Genomic DNA, 16202 nt, shown 5'->3' with positions numbered 1-16202 from the left:
TTTAAATCATACCGGTTAATAGATGACTCAAGATAACAACACACCTAATGTGGTAGCACTTAAGCTAAAACGTAAATCTCGCCAACTTGAAATGACTTTCGATAACGGCGAGACCCACCAGCTTAGCTGTGAAATGTTGCGTGTGTATTCACCTTCAGCAGAAGTGCATGGTCACGGTAATCCAGTGCTTGTTACCCACAAGAAAAACGTCAATATCAGTGCTATTGATCCTGTTGGTAATTACGCGGTTAAAATCACATTCGACGACGGCCACAATACCGGTTTATTTTCTTGGAAAGTGTTACACGATCTTGCTACTCACCAACTCGATTTATGGGAAAAGTACCTTGCTCGCCTGCGCGCAGCCAAGGCTAGCCGTGAGCCATTAATCGATATGGCAGTGAAGTACCACAAGTAAGCTTATTTTAGTTTGTCTAGGATCGCCTAAACCTGATTAGGTGATCCTCTCTTTTAAATCTCCCCAAAACTCCCCCTAGTATCTCCCGCGCTAGCATGCGTTATCACCGATACAGTGTGAGCTAATACAAAAAACCTCGCAAAATTGACCGATGCGGACTTAAGTCCTCTAAGCCTTTACTGATGCCATTTAATATCACCGGCATTGAACAAAGAGGATAACTCATGACTGCACATATCAACGGCAAACTTGGCGATTTCGCTGAAACTATTATCATGCCAGGTGACCCACTACGGGCTAAATACATCGCTGAAAACTTCTTAGAAGATGCGGTGGAAGTCACCAACATTCGTAACATGCTTGGCTACACAGGTTTTTATAAAGGCCAGCGCATTTCGGTAATGGGCCACGGTATGGGTATCCCATCTATGGTGCTTTACGCTCACGAGCTAGTCGCTGACTTTGGCGTTAAGCGTATTATCCGAGTAGGTAGCGCAGGTGCTACTCAGCACGATGTGAAAATCAATGACGTGATTCTAGCCCAAGCAGCTGGTACAGACTCACCGACTAATACCAAGCGCAGCAGTGGCTACCAAATGGCTACCTCAGCAACATTTGATTTATTGCATAAAGCCTACATGATCGCCCAGCAAAAACAGATGAACGTAAAAGTGGGTAACGTGTTCAGTGGTGATATGTACTACGATCCTGATGAAGATATGATCCCAGCACTTGAGCGTTTTGGTGTGCTTGGTGTTGATATGGAAGTTGCCGGTTTATACGGCCTTGCTCATCACAAAGGTTTTGAATCACTAGCTATTTTAACTGTATCTGATCACTGCTTAACTGGTGAAGAGACAACAGCTGAAGCACGCCAACTAACCTTCAATAACATGATTGAGTTAGCGTTAGAAACAGCCTGCCAATAAGGCATTAGTAACCGAACTAAGCTTCGGCTAATTTCCCTAGTTAGCTGTAATCTAGCTCCAGTTTTATTATCAAACTGGAGCTATTCAATAAAAGCTTCGAGCCCAGCTAAATCTTGAATAATCAGCCCTTCTTTGTCGCGCTTAATTAACTGCAAATCTTCAAGCTTTTTAACTGCACGGCGATATACTCTGTCAGTAGTAGCAAAGCGTTCCGCCTCTAAATAACACTTGCTAAAACCTTCTACCGGTTGAGCATTTAAGTGCTGATGATACAAGTCATAAGCAATATTATAAGCAATTGGATACAGCATACGCCGGGTAAGAATATCGATAGTGTCTTGATAATCAATAGCGATTGCGCTGGCAAAGAAAAGTGCGACTTTCGGGTTCTTTAACAAAGCCTGCTGCAGTTTATCACCATTAATAATCGCAATTTCTAACGGCGCTTCGGCGATGATATCGAGCTGACATTGATAATCACTAAAGAACTCCATTTCTCCAAATAGCTGCGAATCACAAGTCATAGTGCCAAGCTGAAAGCTACGGCCATTTCTTGCTGTATAACCTAGTGATACTCGGCCACTTGCAACCAAAATCAACGCATTTACTCGCTGGCCTTGCTGCATTAACTTATATTGAGCAGCAACCGTTTTAGTTTCAGTAATGCATTCACGCATGATCTGCTCAATAGCATCATGCTCTTGCTCCCAGAGAGATTGGAAGCGACCTTTAGCTAAGGGTTTTAACTGCATAATATGGTTTAAAATTAAGTTCAGGCAGTAGATAAACCAATTATACGCTTTTCACCCTAACACTTAGCCACATTAAGGACTTTTTTTCTGCCAGCTTATTGGGAGTTTCACCTCGTGCCAGAGCGATTGGCACAACTTTTCAGGCTCGGTCCAGTCACCTTTTAATAACCACGCCACCAAGGCATCTCCCACTTCAGGGTAGTGAATAGCCTCAGGCATTGGCGCCTTAAGCCAGCGCCTTAACGACTCGGGATCTAAGTGAGTTTTCATGCACTCAGCTGCGCCAAGCAGCTCTAACGCTGCAACATTCGATAACTGCTCAAATTGCCCAAGCAAAGGCTTTATCAGCAGTTTCTTACCTAAGGTAAGCGCCTCACTCGCCAGTTCAAAACCCGCATTACCAATCACTCCACCACAATTTGCCATCGCAGCTTTAAAACCTGTGCGATCAAAACCATGCCATTGAATATGCTCAGGAAGAGGCTGAGAAGGCTGGTTAGCGTGATAAATCATAAAAGTGTAATCAGTAAACGGCATTAAAAACTGAACGATCTCATCAGGCGATTCAAACGGTAAGTACACTAAAATCTGATGAGCAAGTTGCTGCTCAACAACATCAACCTCAACAAATGGCGGTAAGATAGGAAAGCCAAAATGATGCCAATGGCAGCCTAAGGCGATATCAACGGGAGCAAAGTAACTTAGCATCATCTCGTTAAACCAGTTATCACCGACTTTAGGTACCGCAAAATTCAGCGCGGCTTGGTGACTAATGCCAATAGACGGAACGCCTTGATTCTTTGCAGCCCAAGCTGATACAGGCTCAAAGTCATTCAACACTAAATCATAGCCAGTTAAATCTAACGCTTTGACATCTTTGATAAAGCCAAGCCACGCATTTTCTTTAGCCGTTTTGGCCACGCTTACTCTACCGTTTTCAGTCGCAAAGGTTAGCCCTGACTGCACTTGATATTGACCGAAACACTGCATATCAAAAAACTGTTCTGCTGAGCGGCCAGAAAAGAAAAAATCAACATCAACACCTTGCTTTTGCATTGCTTTAGCCATCACGCGAGCACGGCTTAAATGGCCATTGCCCGTACCTTGTACACCATAAAGAATTCGCAACTTGCTCTCCTAAATCATTTGCTGAGCGATTAAGACCGACACGATGCCAAGAGTAGCGCCAGCAACAATATCGAGTGGGTAATGCACGCCAAGTACCACCCGCGATAAACCAATGGCTACAGCCCAAGTAACTGCAATATAAAAAAGTTGGGGATAGACAAAATAGATGCTTGCTGCCATTACAAATGCCGCAGCGGTATGACCCGAAGGCAAACTAAACTTATCTGCTGGCTCAATACTAGCGCAGCCATCGGCTAACGCATGGCACGGTCTAGGGCGGCGGATCATGTTTTTTAGTGCGAAATATAAAGGCAGCTCAACAAGGTAAGCAATCAACATGGCATGTAACAATGACTCATGATGGCGATCAAATAGCAAACAGACGACTGCTAAATATAGGTAAGCTGGACCATTGCCCGAGGCCGACACCTTAAGCGCCATTGGCTGGAGCTGATGTTGCTGGCCTAGTTGCACTATATATCGATAGAGCTTGCTATCAAGTTCAGTTATTGAAGTCATTTTAGCCCCCTACGCTTCTTATGTAGGCAAGCTATGAAATGTCCATGACGCCAACGTGACAACAGACCTAAAGTTTTATGACAGTGGTAACTGTATTTGTTATTGCAGAGGAAACTAAAGTAAAACAGACACCAGTCCCGTTTAGGACTGGTGCAAAGCGGATGCTATTGGGAAACAAGCTCGCTGCGATGACGATTTCGATACAACTTCACTAAATGATAAATATTAATACAGGCAACAAAAGCGTTCATACCGGCAACAGGCCAAGCTTCAATTGAAGCACCATAAATAACGAACAAACTACAGCCCGTAAAATTAAGGCATCTAAGCCAGATAATGTCTTTCATCATAAGTGATATAGCCACCATAACTGATGCGGCGTAACCAATGATTTCTATCGTATTTACTGCTTCCATAAGGCACCTTTTGTAGGCCTTATGCCTTCCCTAAGCTAATTGGGGGTTCCGTGCCCCTAAAGCGGGTAAAATTTAATGTTTATACCGATTTTAATCGACACCATGATAACAAAGACGCGCAAAAACTGTAATAAAAAACCGTCATATAATGACTCAAATCATATTTTAGTGTTTTATTTAACCAAACCGAAGAAATATTACTACAGTAGTGCCGAGTGTATTGTTATTAGGCAATTGCGTGATTGATAACGCTTTTCTTTTTAAGAATCCCTTATATACTGAGTGCAATTACTTGTTTGCTCGGGCAGCTGGGCGTCTCTATCTATCAGGAGTGTTCTTATGGAATACAACACCTCAGAACTTTGTGACACTTATATCGATGTTGTTGATGTTGTCGAACCCATGTTCAGTAATTATGGGGGTTGTAACTCTTTTGGTGGTTCAATTAGCACCATTAAGTGTTTTGAAGACAATGGTCTTATCATCGATGCAGTTCAAGAAGATGGTGAAGGCAAGGTACTCCTAATTGATGGCGGTGGCTCACTTCGTCGCGCCCTGTTAGATGCAACCATTGCAGCTAAAGCGGTAGAGAACAACTGGGAAGGCATTATCGTTTACGGCACAGTACGTGACGTTGATGCATTGGAAGATTTAGATATCGGTATTCAGGCGTTAGCCTCAATTCCTGTTGGTGCAGACAGCAATGCTGTTGGTGAACTAGAGATCCCGGTTAACTTCGGCGGTGTAACTTTCTTACCTGGTGATCATGTTTATGCCGACAACACAGGCATCATCCTCTCGCCAGAGCCGTTAGATATCGATTAAATCTAACGATTTCCACCAGCGTTATACTCATTTAAAGCCAGTCTCCGTGACTGGCTTTTTTACATCTAAATTATCCCACTAAAATCACTATGACTTGCAGGCAAAAATTATCAGCTTAAACTAGGTCACATCAAAGCTAACAATAAGAATAATATTATGCTGAACCTATCGTTATTCACTGAAGATAATCGACACAGCCTACTTAGCACTCGCGATGGTGAAACTAAACTTGGTCAACAAGTACAACTTGCAAGCGCAGCCCAAAGTCTTGCAGACAATTTAAGCCAAGCTAAAACCAATGGCGCACGTTTTGTTATTTTAGGTATTGGTGAAGATATTGGCCCAAGAGCAAACCTTGGTCGCGGCGGCGCAACCAATGCCTTTGAAAGTGCTATGGCGCAATTTCTAAATCTACAATCGAATCGCTTTCTCAACGGCCAACAGTGTTTAGTGTTAGGTCAAATCAGTACTCAAGATCTACAACTTGATGCTAATAGCAGTGCTGAGCAGCTAAGAGAGCAAGTATCGAATCTAGATGAGCGTGTGATAAAGGTGTTATCAGCAGTATTTGAATCAGGGCTAGAGCCTATTGTAATTGGTGGTGGTCATAACAACGCTTATGGCTTACTGATGGCAGCTAAAACCAGCTTTAAACGCCCACTTGCAGCCGTTAACCTAGATCCCCATTCTGACTTTAGACCCAAAGAAGGTCGTCACAGTGGCAATGGTTTTAGCTATGCCGCCGCCTCAGGTGCCTTGGGTTACTATCATGTACTAGGTTTGCATGAGCTTAAAAATAGCGAAACTACCTTACAACAGCTAGAAACTTTTGGTGGTCACTGGCACAGCCTGCAACAAATCTGGGTTCGCCAAGAACTCAGCCTAGAGACGGCACTAAAACAAATTGCCAAACAGCTGAATAATACGCAACTGCCAGTTGCAATTGAGCTCGACCTTGATGCGATCACCAATATGCCAAGCAGCGCCTCAACTGCTGCCGGGATCCCGCTATTAGATGCACTCAAATATGTAAATTACATAGCTAAGCACTGCCCGAGTGTATACTTACATTTAGCGGAAGCTGCGCCTAGCTGCCACGTAGCAGGAGAAGCCGCAGGCCACCGCGAAACAGGTCAGAGCATAAGCGAATTGATCTACTCTTATATCAACGCACGTATAAATGCTTTGTAGACAGTAATAATTATTCAACATTGCTAAATAGTGTGGTGTAATGCGCTGTCAATTTTGCGATAGCCTGCGTAATAGCGCATTTTTTTATTATCCTCAAACGGATAGTTAACCTTCGTCACAGAGTGATAGATGAAAGATTCAGCAATCCGCTGTGATGACATACAATCGCAACAAATTATTCGCTAACGTTATAGGAACAGATAGATGTCAGACGACACTCCAAAGAGCACTCACTTCGGTTATAAAACCATTGAAGCAGAGAAGAAAGCCGACATGGTTGCTGGCGTATTCCATTCTGTCGCAGCAAAGTACGACATTATGAACGACGTAATGTCTTTCGGTATCCACCGCATGTGGAAGCGTTTTACAATTGAAAGCGCTGGCGCACGTCCTGGTATGAAAGTACTGGATCTTGCTGGCGGTACTGGTGACTTAACGGCTAAATTCTCTCGCATCGTCGGTGAGACTGGCCAAGTTACGTTAGCAGACATTAACGATTCTATGCTGAAAGTTGGCCGTGAAAAGTTAAGAGATAAAGGCATTGTTGGTAACGTTAATTACGTACAAGCCAATGCTGAAGCTTTACCTTTTCCAGACAACCACTTCGACATCATTACTATCGCTTTTGGTCTGCGAAATGTAACTGATAAAGATGCTGCTATTGCCTCTATGTTGCGCGTACTAAAGCCTGGCGGAAAGCTATTGGTGCTTGAGTTCTCAAGACCTCAGCATGAAATTATGCGTAAAGTGTACGACCTGTATAGCTTTAAAGTGCTACCAAAAATGGGCTCTTTAATCACCCAAGATGCAGACAGCTACGAATACCTAGCGGAATCAATTCGTATGCATCCAGATCAAGAGACACTAAAGCAAATGATGGAAACGGCTGGCTTTGAGCAAGTCAACTACACCAACATGACTGACGGTATCGTAGCCTTACACAAGGGTTATAAATTCTGATTGGACTCGCTATGTCTCGTGACCTGCCATTAATTGCCTGCGCCGCGATTGAGATCAGTTTAAATAAACTGATCTCACAATCTCCAGAAGACTACGCTAAGCTGCGTAGTCTGCATGGCAAAGTTCTTTGCATCCAACTTTCTCAACTCAATTGGCCGCTATACTTTTTGTTTGCCAAAGAGATCCAAGTCTTTTCTCGTTACGAAGGCGAAGTCACCACCAAAGTTAATGCTGACGTAACCACGCTTTATCAACTTACAGAAGGTGCCAACCTTACCGAGTTGATCAAGCAAGACAAACTTAGCCTAGAAGGCGATTTAAGTCTGTTACAGACTTTTAGCCATTATATGCAACAAATCGATGTCGATTTTTCAGAGCCTTTATCACGCTATATTGGCGATGTGCCAACACACTTCATTAGCCAAGGTTTCAAACAGGCTAAGAGTGATCTAACCAATGTGTTGCGTAAAACCCGCTCACACCTTGGCCAGCTAACGACTGAAGAATATCGACTCGCTCCCCATAAACTCGAATACATACACCTAAGCGACAAAATCGACGACCTTGCGACCGATGTAGACGCAGTATCAACACGAGTAGACCAGCTTATTAACAGGGTAAAGATGAAACCATGACAGTAAAAAGTATCAGGCGCGCTTATCACGTCATTCGTACTGCATTGCATTACGGATTAGATGACTTAATCCCTTCTAAGTTAACGCCTTGGTACTTCAAACTGTTAAGGGGTTGCTTTTTCTGGTTAGGTAACAAACACAAAGATAAAGTCGGTGGCGAACGCTTAAAGCTTGCCATGCAAGAGCTTGGGCCGGTTTACATTAAATTTGGCCAAATGCTGTCGACTCGCCGTGACTTGTTATCTGACGAGTGGGCTGAAGAGCTCGCCATGCTGCAAGACAGGGTACCGCCTTTTGACTCTGCTATCGCTCGAGCATCTATTGAAGCCGAACTCGGCGCACCAATTGAAAGCTACTTTGACAACTTTGATGACACACCTCTTGCTTCTGCGTCTATCTCTCAAGTCCATACAGCAACACTGAAATCAAACGGCGCTAGCGTTGTACTAAAAGTGCTGCGCCCAGACGTTGAGCAAAAGGTACATGCTGACATTTTATTGATGTCACAAGCAGCTGACTTTCTAGAAAGCTTACTTGGCGCAAATAACCGCCTGCGCCCTGCTGAAGTGGTTGAAGATTACCGCACAACTATTGAGGGTGAGCTTAATCTTAAGCTTGAAGCCTTAAATGCAATAAAACTGCGCAACAACTTTATTGATTCCAATGCACTTTACATCCCATACATGTATGAAGATCTATGCTTCACACGTTTAATTGTAATGGAGCGTATTGAAGGGGTGCCGGTATCTGATAAAGCGGCACTTGAAGCACAAGGCACTAATTTAAAGCTGCTTGCAGAACGCGGTGTCGAACTGTTCTTCACGCAAGTATTTCGTGACAACTTTTTCCATGCAGATATGCACCCTGGCAATATTTTTGTCAGTCGTGAGCACCCCAACGATCCTTTCTATATCGGTTTGGACTGCGGCATTATGGGAACCCTCACCGATGAAGATAAGCGCTATCTTGCCGAGAACTTCTTAGCTTTCTTTAATCGTGACTATCGCCGCATTGCACAACTATATATCGAGTCGGGCTGGGTATCAGCCGATACTGACGTTGCAGCTTTTGAGCAAGCAGTAAAAGTGGTTTGCGAACCTATGTTCAATAAGCCACTCGATGAAATTTCCTTTGGCCATGTTTTACTGGAACTATTCAGAACCGCTCGACGATTTGACATGGTAGTGCAACCACAGCTCGTACTACTTGAAAAAACCTTACTTTATATTGAAGGTCTTGGCCGCCAGCTTTATCCGCAACTAGACTTATGGCAAACAGCCAAGCCATTTTTAGAGCAATGGATGGCTGAGCAAGTTGGCCCTAAAGCGATGGCGGCAAAAGTTAAGCAACAGTTACCATACTGGGCTGAGCATTTACCAGAATTGCCAGAATTAATCTATGACAACCTGAAAATGGGCCGCAACCTATCTAAAAATCAAAATAATTTGTTAGATCGGTATCTCAAACATCAACAAAAAGCTCATAAAAGTAACTATCTTTTGATTACATCGGCTGTTTTAGTGATCTGTGGCACTATTTTGTTAAACCAAGACGCTACACTATGGGCCTCTTATGGCAGTATTGGCATAGGCCTCACTCTGTGGGTGCTCGGATGGCGATCTAGACCAAAGAATCGCAAAATTTAGCTAGACCTAAATAACCAAAGGTTCATAATAGAACCAGTATCTAATTAAGAGGATTCATCCATGGGTGGCATTAGTATTTGGCAACTTCTTATTATTGCTTTAATTGTCGTATTATTGTTTGGAACTAAGAAGTTACGTTCACTAGGCGGCGATTTAGGTGGTGCAGTTAAAGGCTTTAAAAACGCCATGTCTTCTGAAGAAGAAAAGAAGGCTTTAGAAGATAACGCAACTGACAAACCAGCTGCTGACGCTGCAAAAGTGACAGAAACTGCAAAAGTTGCTGAGACAGCTGAAAAAAAAGCTGAGTCTAAAGGCAAAGAACAGGCGTAATCGACTATGTTCGACGGTATCGGCTTTATGGAGTTGCTGCTGATTGGGATCTTGGGCCTAGTAGTACTTGGCCCTGAAAGACTCCCAACTGCTGTGCGCTCAATTTCTAGCTGGATCCGCGCCATGAAAAAGATGGCTAACTCAGTAAAAGACGAATTAGAGCAGGAGCTTAAAATTGAGCAACTGCACTCTGATTTGAAAAATGCAGAGAGTCAGGGTTTAAAAAACCTCTCTCCAGAGTTACAGGATTCAATCGATCAATTAAAAGAAGCGGCTCAATCTGTTAATCGTCCTTATCAAGTAGAAGACGTTCCAGCGGCGAAAGATACTACTCCAGCCAAAGAAACATCAACTGCAGAGACAAGCTCGACAACAAGTGCTAATTCAGACAAACCTAACGGGTAGTCCATGTCACAACAGCAGCCATTAATCAGCCATTTGCTTGAGTTACGCACCAAGTTACTAAAAGCAATTGGTAGTGTTCTTTTGGTGTTTATTGGTTTGGTATATTGGGCCAACGATATTTACCATTATATGGCCACGCCCTTGATGCAAGCTTTGCCTGAATCAAGCAGTATGATTGCAACGGATGTTGCAGCGCCATTTTTTGCCCCATTCAAATTAACATTGGTGCTATCGTTTTTTGTAGCTGTCCCCTATGTTCTTTATCAAGTTTGGTCATTTGTCGCGCCTGGCCTATATAAACATGAAAAACGTTTGGTTGTGCCACTGCTAGCCAGCAGTACGTTATTGTTCTATTTAGGTATCGCTTTTGCCTACTATATTGTATTCCCAGTTGTATTTGGGTTCTTTACCAGCGTTGCACCGGACGGTGTTGAAGTCGCTACCGATATTAGTAGTTACCTAAGCTTTATCCTAAAACTGTTTTTTGCTTTTGGTTTAGCCTTTGAGATCCCTGTAGCCGTTGTGCTTTTATGTTGGGCTGGCGTAACAACTCCAGCAGACCTCAAAGAAAAACGCCCATATATCGTGGTCGGTGCATTCGTTATTGGTATGCTACTAACACCACCAGATATCATCTCGCAAACAATGTTAGCGATTCCAATGCTAATTCTGTTTGAAGGTGGGTTAATTGCCGCGCGTTTTTACAGTAAAGACAATGAAGAAGATGACGAAAACGAAGAAAGAGACGAGCAGAAAGAATCTGAATCGTAATCCACTTCTTTAATCATCTTATGAAAAGGTATTATCTTGTCCTTAACAGGCTCAGATAGTACCTTTTTTGTTTTTATAACAGCTGTACAAATTGATTTTGCGGTTTCAATTAACCTAATAAAATGTAAAATCAGCTACAAGCCTGCTTTATAAAAATAAAAGGAAGTTACAGATGATCAAGCCTCGTTTAATCCTACTCAGTGTTGCATCATTATTTATCTCAACCGCAGCCCATGCATCATTAGAAAGCCAACTATCACAGTGCGCTGCAATACAAGACAAGCTAGATCGCCTAATCTGTTACGACAAGCTCTCATCTTCTTTAGGCCCACAAACCAAAACAAGTATGACAACTGAAGCTATCGCGGTTACAGCGCCAACAGCTGCAGTGGCTTTAGCCGCTACAACTGAAAGCTCTGTAGAAGACAGCTTTGGCAAAGTGAAAAAAGCAGAAGAAGACGAAGTCAGCAAAATCTATTTAGAAGTCGATAAAGTCACTAAAGACCCCTACGGTGCATTAAAGATTTCATTTAACAATGGACAAGTTTGGAAACAAACAGACAGCCGCAGTTACAGAATTAAAGCAGAGCAAAAAGTGTTTATCGAAAAAGCAGCCCTAGGCTCCTTCATGCTTGGTACTGATGACCGCAATACCACTATTCGAGTGAAGCGTTTAAAATAATGCCCCAATATATGGATATAGCTGTCAATTTGATTGGCAGCTCTTTAGAAAAAGATATTCAACGTGTTATTGATGATGCCAAGGCGCACTCTGTTACCTCTATGGTTGTTATTGGCAGCCATATTGAAGAAAGCCAGCAAGCAGCCAAGCTTTGTCAGCAATTCCCAAAACAACTTTATAGTACAGCTGGGATTCACCCTCATCATGCAAGCCAATGGCAAAGCAACAGCGCACAGACTATCCGCGAGCTAGCCAGCACTTCTAGTGTTATTGCTATAGGGGAATGTGGTCTTGATTACAACAGAGACTTCTCTCCGCGAGATATGCAACGTAAAGCGTTCTCTGAACAGCTAGCCTTAGCCGTTGAACTGCAAATGCCAGTACTAATGCATGAACGTGATGCCCATGAAGATTTTATCGCTATACTAAAAGAGTTCCGCAATGAACTGCCAGCGGCATTACTGCATTGTTTTACCGGTAATAAACTGTCACTTGATGCCTATATAGAGCAAGACATATACCTTGGTGTTACTGGTTGGGTTTGTGATGAGCGCCGAGGGCAGGAACTTGCTTCTATTGTTACTGACATCCCAAATAACAGAATATTAATAGAAACAGATAGTCCCTACCTTTTACCGCGAAGCATGCGACCAAAGCCAAAATCGAGTAAAAACGAGCCTAAATATTTACCCTACATAGCGCAATACATTGCCACGCTCAGACAGCAAAACCTTGAAGATTTTGCTGCACAAACGTACTCAAATAGTCGAACTTTTTTTGGTTTAGAAAATTAATGCTGATCCGCTTTCAACGTCTGCTGCTAGCACTCGTTCTAATATTTCCATGTACCTCAACTGCACAGCAAGGCTTATTGATCAGTAATAGCACTGCTGATGTTGTAAAATTAGCGCCAGTGCTTTCTATTGCCGATTTTCCTCAAAATGCTGATATCGATTTGGTAAAAAACGCTTCTGCGTCTAGCTGGAAACCCTTCGTCTCAGAACAAGTTAGAGGGATAACAAAAACGAGTTATTGGGTTAAATTCAATATTACCCAAACTAGCTCGCTGTCGAGACAGCTAATTTTATCATTAACAAATCCACATATAGACACAATTGACCTCTATCACTTCACGGATGGCCAACAAGTAGAGCACTTACTATTAGGCGATCACTATCCTTTTGCCGACCGACCAATTTTAAGTACCAATTTCATCTACTCTTTTTCTAGCAAACAACTAGATAAACATCAGTTTTATATCAAGATTGAGAGTACTGGAGCCACAAATCTCCCCTTAAGCTTATGGTCAAGCGACGCCTACTATCAAAATGCAGAACAAGAGTCTGCACTCTATGGGTTTCAACTTGGAGTTCTTACTGCTATTGGGTTATTTAGCTTATTTATCGCTATAACGTCTCACTCTTTTAGCTACACTTATTATGCTGGCTATGTGCTGTCAATTACCCTCTTTGTCGCCAGCTTACATGGGGTGGCATATAGGTTTATCTGGCCTCAATGGCCACAACTGCAAGATTATTCCCTACCCGCGCTATTAAGCTTATCAATGATGTTTGCATTCTTGTTCTCTGAAAAAGTAATGCAATTTAAATATTATAACCAAGCAATGCTACGCCTTTGCAGGTTGAGCGCTGCAGCATCAGCTTTGTTGCTTCTCTTGTGTTTATTTTTTGACTATACCACCGCGCTAACAGTTAATATTTATGCTGTTATGCTGGCAAGTATTATGCTGATGTACATGTCTACAACACAGGCTATAAAGGGCTACAAACTTGCTAAACTGTTTGCTTTAGGTTGGGTTAGCATGATGTTCGGTGCGCTGTTATCTGGCGCGCTTTACTTAAACGTACTCAACTGGGATATGTCTGCCAATGCGCCATTCATTCTGGGCTTGACAGTAGAAGTTATATTAATGGCGGCACTATTAGCCATTCGTTACAACGATGAACGTCTTGCCAAGTTGAAAATACAACAAGAGGCATTCGAGCAGGTACAGCAAGCTAAAGAACACAAAGAAAAAGCACTACGCATTGAAGCGCGAAGTAGCGAACAGCTAAGCCAAAAAGTACAAGAGCGGACTTTAGAGCTAGAAATTGCATTACGAGAACTCAACGAAGCCAACCAAAAGCTAACCGAGCAAACCAAAGTTGATAGCCTAACAGGCGTTAAAAATCGTGCATCGTTTGATAAAAGAATCATTGCCGAGGGGCGTATTAGTCGAAGACAACAAACACCAATGTCAGTATTGATGCTAGATTTAGATCACTTCAAAGCAATTAATGACTCCTATGGTCATCTTGCGGGCGACCAAGCATTACGAGAAGTCGCAGAAATACTAAAACAGAATTTAAAGCGACCAACTGATCTAGTATCACGTTTTGGCGGTGAGGAGTTTGCTATTATATTACCCAACACTGACCAAGTTGGTGCCTTACAAGTTGCTGAGAGCATAAGAAAAGCGATTAGCAAGACCCCTATAACATGGGGAGAACAGAGCTTTCCTTTAACCGTTAGTATCGGAGTCAATAGTGAAATCATTAACTCCGAAGAGCATACAACTTTGCTATTAGAGCAGGCAGATAAAGCGCTTTATCAAGCAAAAAGTGAAGGACGGAACCGTTCAAATCTGTATAGCCCGCTATAAAATTAATGTCCATCATCTGGAGCAAAATGTGAATATTATTACAAGTGCCTACCCACAACGCAGAATGCGCCGTATGCGTAAACATGAGTTTAGCCGTCGTTTAATGGCTGAAAACCAGTTAACGGTTAACGACTTAATTTACCCAATGTTTGTTCTTGAAGGTAATAATCGCACAGAACAAGTGGCATCTATGCCTGGGGTTGAACGTCTTTCTATTGATCTACTGCTAAAAGAAGCTGAAGAATTAGTAGAATTAGGGATCCCGCTTATCGCACTATTCCCAGTAACTCCAGCCGAGAAAAAAACATTAATGGCTGAAGAAGCCTACAATGCTGATGCATTAGCTCAACGTGCAGTTCGAGCACTAAAAGAAGCTTTCCCTCAGCTAGGCGTTATGACTGATGTAGCATTAGATCCATTCACCACACATGGTCAAGACGGTATCATTGATGAAACTGGCTACATCATGAATGACATCACAACTGAAATTCTAGTTAAGCAAGCCCTTTCTCACGCAGAAGCAGGAGCGGATATTGTTGCGCCATCAGATATGATGGATGGTCGTATTGGTGCAATACGCCAAGCGTTAGAAGAAGCTGGTCATGTGAATACCCAAATCATGGCTTACTCAGCTAAATACTCTTCAAACTATTACGGTCCATTCCGTGATGCGGTAGGTTCAGCTGGCAATCTAAAAGGCGGCAATAAGCATAGCTACCAAATGGATCCGGCTAACAGCGATGAGGCACTTCACGAAGTCGCTTTAGATATCCAAGAAGGTGCAGATATGGTTATGGTTAAACCTGGCATGCCTTACTTAGATATCGTTCACCGTGTTAAAACAGAACTAGCTGTACCGACATTTGCTTACCAAGTAAGTGGTGAATACGCTATGCATATGGCTGCCATTCAAAATGGTTGGTTAGCAGAAAAAGCGATCGTGATGGAATCACTACTTTGCTTTAAGCGCGCAGGCGCAGACGGCATCTTAACTTACTTCGCTAAACGCGCAGCCCAGTGGCTTAAAGAAGACAAGTAAACTCTTCTTACACTATATAGAAACGAGAAAGCCAGAGCACCGCTCTGGCTTTTTTGTGCCTGTAATATCAATCAGCATAGACATTTAGTCGCTCAGCCAGAATTTAGCAACTCTGAAGCAAAATCATTAACTGATTCCTGCTTTAATGACACTCGCCATTCTGGATCTTTTGGCTTCCTACTTCAGCGTTAAATAACTTCACAATGGATAAACCATTCTTTCGGTTATTCGCCTTGAATTAGTTTGCCAAAAAACGTTCTGAGTAGATCAAATTCTTATACTGATTGGTACAAGGCTGCCTTAGCAACCGTATACTGTTAGCTGTATTCTGGATTCTACCAAACAGTAATGAGTTGTATTAAAAATCTATGCAGGAGAGATTCGGCAAAAATGACTAAGTGTTAAGATGAAATGGTATAAGTGCTATTTCTTGGATAAGGATTTATCTATAAAAGCAGGATATTGCAAAAATTACAAACGTAAAAAAGCCCGCGACATGGTAGCAGGCTTTCTTGTTATTTGCCGCCTGGAAATGACCTACTCTCGTAGTTCGCGCAGCGAACACATGGGGGCGGAGAAGCCCTGCTCTGGATGCAACGCATTCAAGGGCTTTAAAGCGCGAGTAACTTGTTACGAAGCCGGAGACCCCGCTCAGCGGCGGGATGACATCGGGGTAGGCATTTATGCCTACCTTAAGTGAAGTTGTCACCTTAACGGGTAGCTGTATTCAGATAAGATAGCGTTCAATATTTTACAAACGCCCAAACGCAAAAAAGCCACCTTAATAAGGTGGCTTCTTCACTACTCTTAACGAGTAAAATAGGCGCCTGGAAATGACCTACTCTCACATGGGGAGACCCCACACTACCATCGGCGATATTGCGTTTCACTTCT

General features: G+C 42.8%; 19 protein-coding genes. 15 read left to right on the top strand and 4 right to left on the bottom strand.

Annotation, left to right across the window (positions count from 1 at the left end):
* Nucleotides 1-22 precede the first annotated feature (22 nt).
* Together MSG37_RS12995 and deoD are read left to right on the top strand one after the other, a co-directional pair.
* The gene (locus tag MSG37_RS12995; protein WP_248471082.1) at nucleotides 23-418 is read left to right on the top strand and encodes a DUF971 domain-containing protein; all 396 of its coding nucleotides are present in this window, start codon (nucleotides 23-25) and stop codon (nucleotides 416-418) included.
* A 224-nt stretch (nucleotides 419-642) separates the two neighbouring features.
* Nucleotides 643-1347 (top strand): purine-nucleoside phosphorylase, encoded by a 705-nt coding sequence (gene deoD / locus MSG37_RS12990; protein WP_248471081.1) that lies wholly within the window; start codon nucleotides 643-645, stop codon nucleotides 1345-1347.
* An 80-nt stretch (nucleotides 1348-1427) separates the two neighbouring features.
* Here deoD and MSG37_RS12985 read toward each other — a convergent pair whose 3' ends face one another.
* From MSG37_RS12985 to MSG37_RS12970, 4 genes are all read right to left on the bottom strand, one after another.
* Nucleotides 1428-2099 (bottom strand): Crp/Fnr family transcriptional regulator, encoded by a 672-nt coding sequence (locus MSG37_RS12985; protein ID WP_248471080.1) that lies wholly within the window; start codon nucleotides 2097-2099, stop codon nucleotides 1428-1430.
* Nucleotides 2100-2171: 72 nt separating this feature from the next.
* Nucleotides 2172-3227 (bottom strand): MJ1255/VC2487 family glycosyltransferase, encoded by a 1056-nt coding sequence (locus MSG37_RS12980; RefSeq protein ID WP_248471079.1) that lies wholly within the window; start codon nucleotides 3225-3227, stop codon nucleotides 2172-2174.
* Nucleotides 3228-3236: 9 nt separating this feature from the next.
* Nucleotides 3237-3746: a phosphatase PAP2 family protein gene (locus MSG37_RS12975; RefSeq protein ID WP_248471078.1), complete on the bottom strand. Its 510-nt coding sequence runs from the start codon at nucleotides 3744-3746 to the stop codon at nucleotides 3237-3239.
* 164 nt (nucleotides 3747-3910) lie between these two features.
* On the bottom strand, nucleotides 3911-4162 hold the full coding sequence (locus MSG37_RS12970; protein ID WP_248471077.1) for a YgjV family protein: 252 nt from the start codon (nucleotides 4160-4162) through the stop codon (nucleotides 3911-3913).
* Nucleotides 4163-4501: 339 nt separating this feature from the next.
* Between MSG37_RS12970 and rraA the strand changes: the two genes are divergently transcribed.
* The 13 genes from rraA to MSG37_RS12905 all read left to right on the top strand — a co-directional run bounded on the left by rraA (nucleotide 4502) and on the right by MSG37_RS12905 (nucleotide 16008).
* A complete protein-coding gene (gene rraA / locus MSG37_RS12965; protein WP_248471076.1) occupies nucleotides 4502-4987 on the top strand; it encodes a ribonuclease E activity regulator RraA in 486 nt (161 codons plus the stop codon).
* 156 nt (nucleotides 4988-5143) lie between these two features.
* Entirely contained in the window at nucleotides 5144-6178 is a 1035-nt protein-coding gene (locus MSG37_RS12960) for a formimidoylglutamase (protein ID WP_248471075.1), read from the top strand.
* A 204-nt stretch (nucleotides 6179-6382) separates the two neighbouring features.
* The gene (ubiE, locus tag MSG37_RS12955; protein WP_248471074.1) at nucleotides 6383-7138 is read left to right on the top strand and encodes a bifunctional demethylmenaquinone methyltransferase/2-methoxy-6-polyprenyl-1,4-benzoquinol methylase UbiE; all 756 of its coding nucleotides are present in this window, start codon (nucleotides 6383-6385) and stop codon (nucleotides 7136-7138) included.
* Nucleotides 7139-7149: 11 nt separating this feature from the next.
* The gene (locus tag MSG37_RS12950; protein ID WP_248471073.1) at nucleotides 7150-7773 is read left to right on the top strand and encodes an SCP2 sterol-binding domain-containing protein; all 624 of its coding nucleotides are present in this window, start codon (nucleotides 7150-7152) and stop codon (nucleotides 7771-7773) included.
* Complete coding sequence (ubiB, locus tag MSG37_RS12945; protein WP_248471072.1) at nucleotides 7770-9419, top strand: ubiquinone biosynthesis regulatory protein kinase UbiB; 1650 nt, start codon at nucleotides 7770-7772, stop codon at nucleotides 9417-9419. The genes MSG37_RS12950 and ubiB overlap by 4 nt, the downstream gene beginning before the upstream one ends.
* 60 nt (nucleotides 9420-9479) lie before the next feature.
* Nucleotides 9480-9749, top strand: a complete 270-nt coding sequence (gene tatA, locus MSG37_RS12940) for a Sec-independent protein translocase subunit TatA (RefSeq protein WP_248471071.1) — start codon at nucleotides 9480-9482, stop codon at nucleotides 9747-9749.
* A 6-nt stretch (nucleotides 9750-9755) separates the two neighbouring features.
* Complete coding sequence (tatB, locus tag MSG37_RS12935; RefSeq protein WP_028766634.1) at nucleotides 9756-10154, top strand: Sec-independent protein translocase protein TatB; 399 nt, start codon at nucleotides 9756-9758, stop codon at nucleotides 10152-10154.
* A 3-nt stretch (nucleotides 10155-10157) separates the two neighbouring features.
* A complete protein-coding gene (gene tatC / locus MSG37_RS12930) occupies nucleotides 10158-10925 on the top strand; it encodes a twin-arginine translocase subunit TatC (protein WP_248471070.1) in 768 nt (255 codons plus the stop codon).
* Between the two features lie 172 nt (nucleotides 10926-11097).
* Nucleotides 11098-11607: a hypothetical protein gene (locus MSG37_RS12925; RefSeq protein WP_248471069.1), complete on the top strand. Its 510-nt coding sequence runs from the start codon at nucleotides 11098-11100 to the stop codon at nucleotides 11605-11607.
* Nucleotides 11607-12401 carry a TatD family hydrolase gene (locus tag MSG37_RS12920; RefSeq protein ID WP_248471068.1) on the top strand — a complete coding sequence of 265 codons (795 nt, stop codon included), beginning with the start codon at nucleotides 11607-11609 and terminating at the stop codon, nucleotides 12399-12401. Before MSG37_RS12925 ends, MSG37_RS12920 begins: the two co-directional genes overlap by 1 nt.
* Complete coding sequence (locus MSG37_RS12915) at nucleotides 12401-14269, top strand: diguanylate cyclase (RefSeq protein ID WP_248471067.1); 1869 nt, start codon at nucleotides 12401-12403, stop codon at nucleotides 14267-14269. Before MSG37_RS12920 ends, MSG37_RS12915 begins: the two co-directional genes overlap by 1 nt.
* 28 nt (nucleotides 14270-14297) lie before the next feature.
* Nucleotides 14298-15308 (top strand): porphobilinogen synthase, encoded by a 1011-nt coding sequence (gene hemB / locus MSG37_RS12910; RefSeq protein WP_248471066.1) that lies wholly within the window; start codon nucleotides 14298-14300, stop codon nucleotides 15306-15308.
* A gap of 406 nt (nucleotides 15309-15714) precedes the next feature.
* Nucleotides 15715-16008: a hypothetical protein gene (locus MSG37_RS12905; RefSeq protein WP_248471065.1), complete on the top strand. Its 294-nt coding sequence runs from the start codon at nucleotides 15715-15717 to the stop codon at nucleotides 16006-16008.
* Nucleotides 16009-16202: the final 194 nt, after the last annotated feature.

Origin of the sequence: Shewanella sp. 1CM18E (assembly GCF_023161665.1) — a bacterium.
Taxonomy (GTDB): domain Bacteria; phylum Pseudomonadota; class Gammaproteobacteria; order Enterobacterales; family Shewanellaceae; genus Shewanella.
This window is presented reverse-complemented; position numbering and strand designations above follow the sequence as displayed.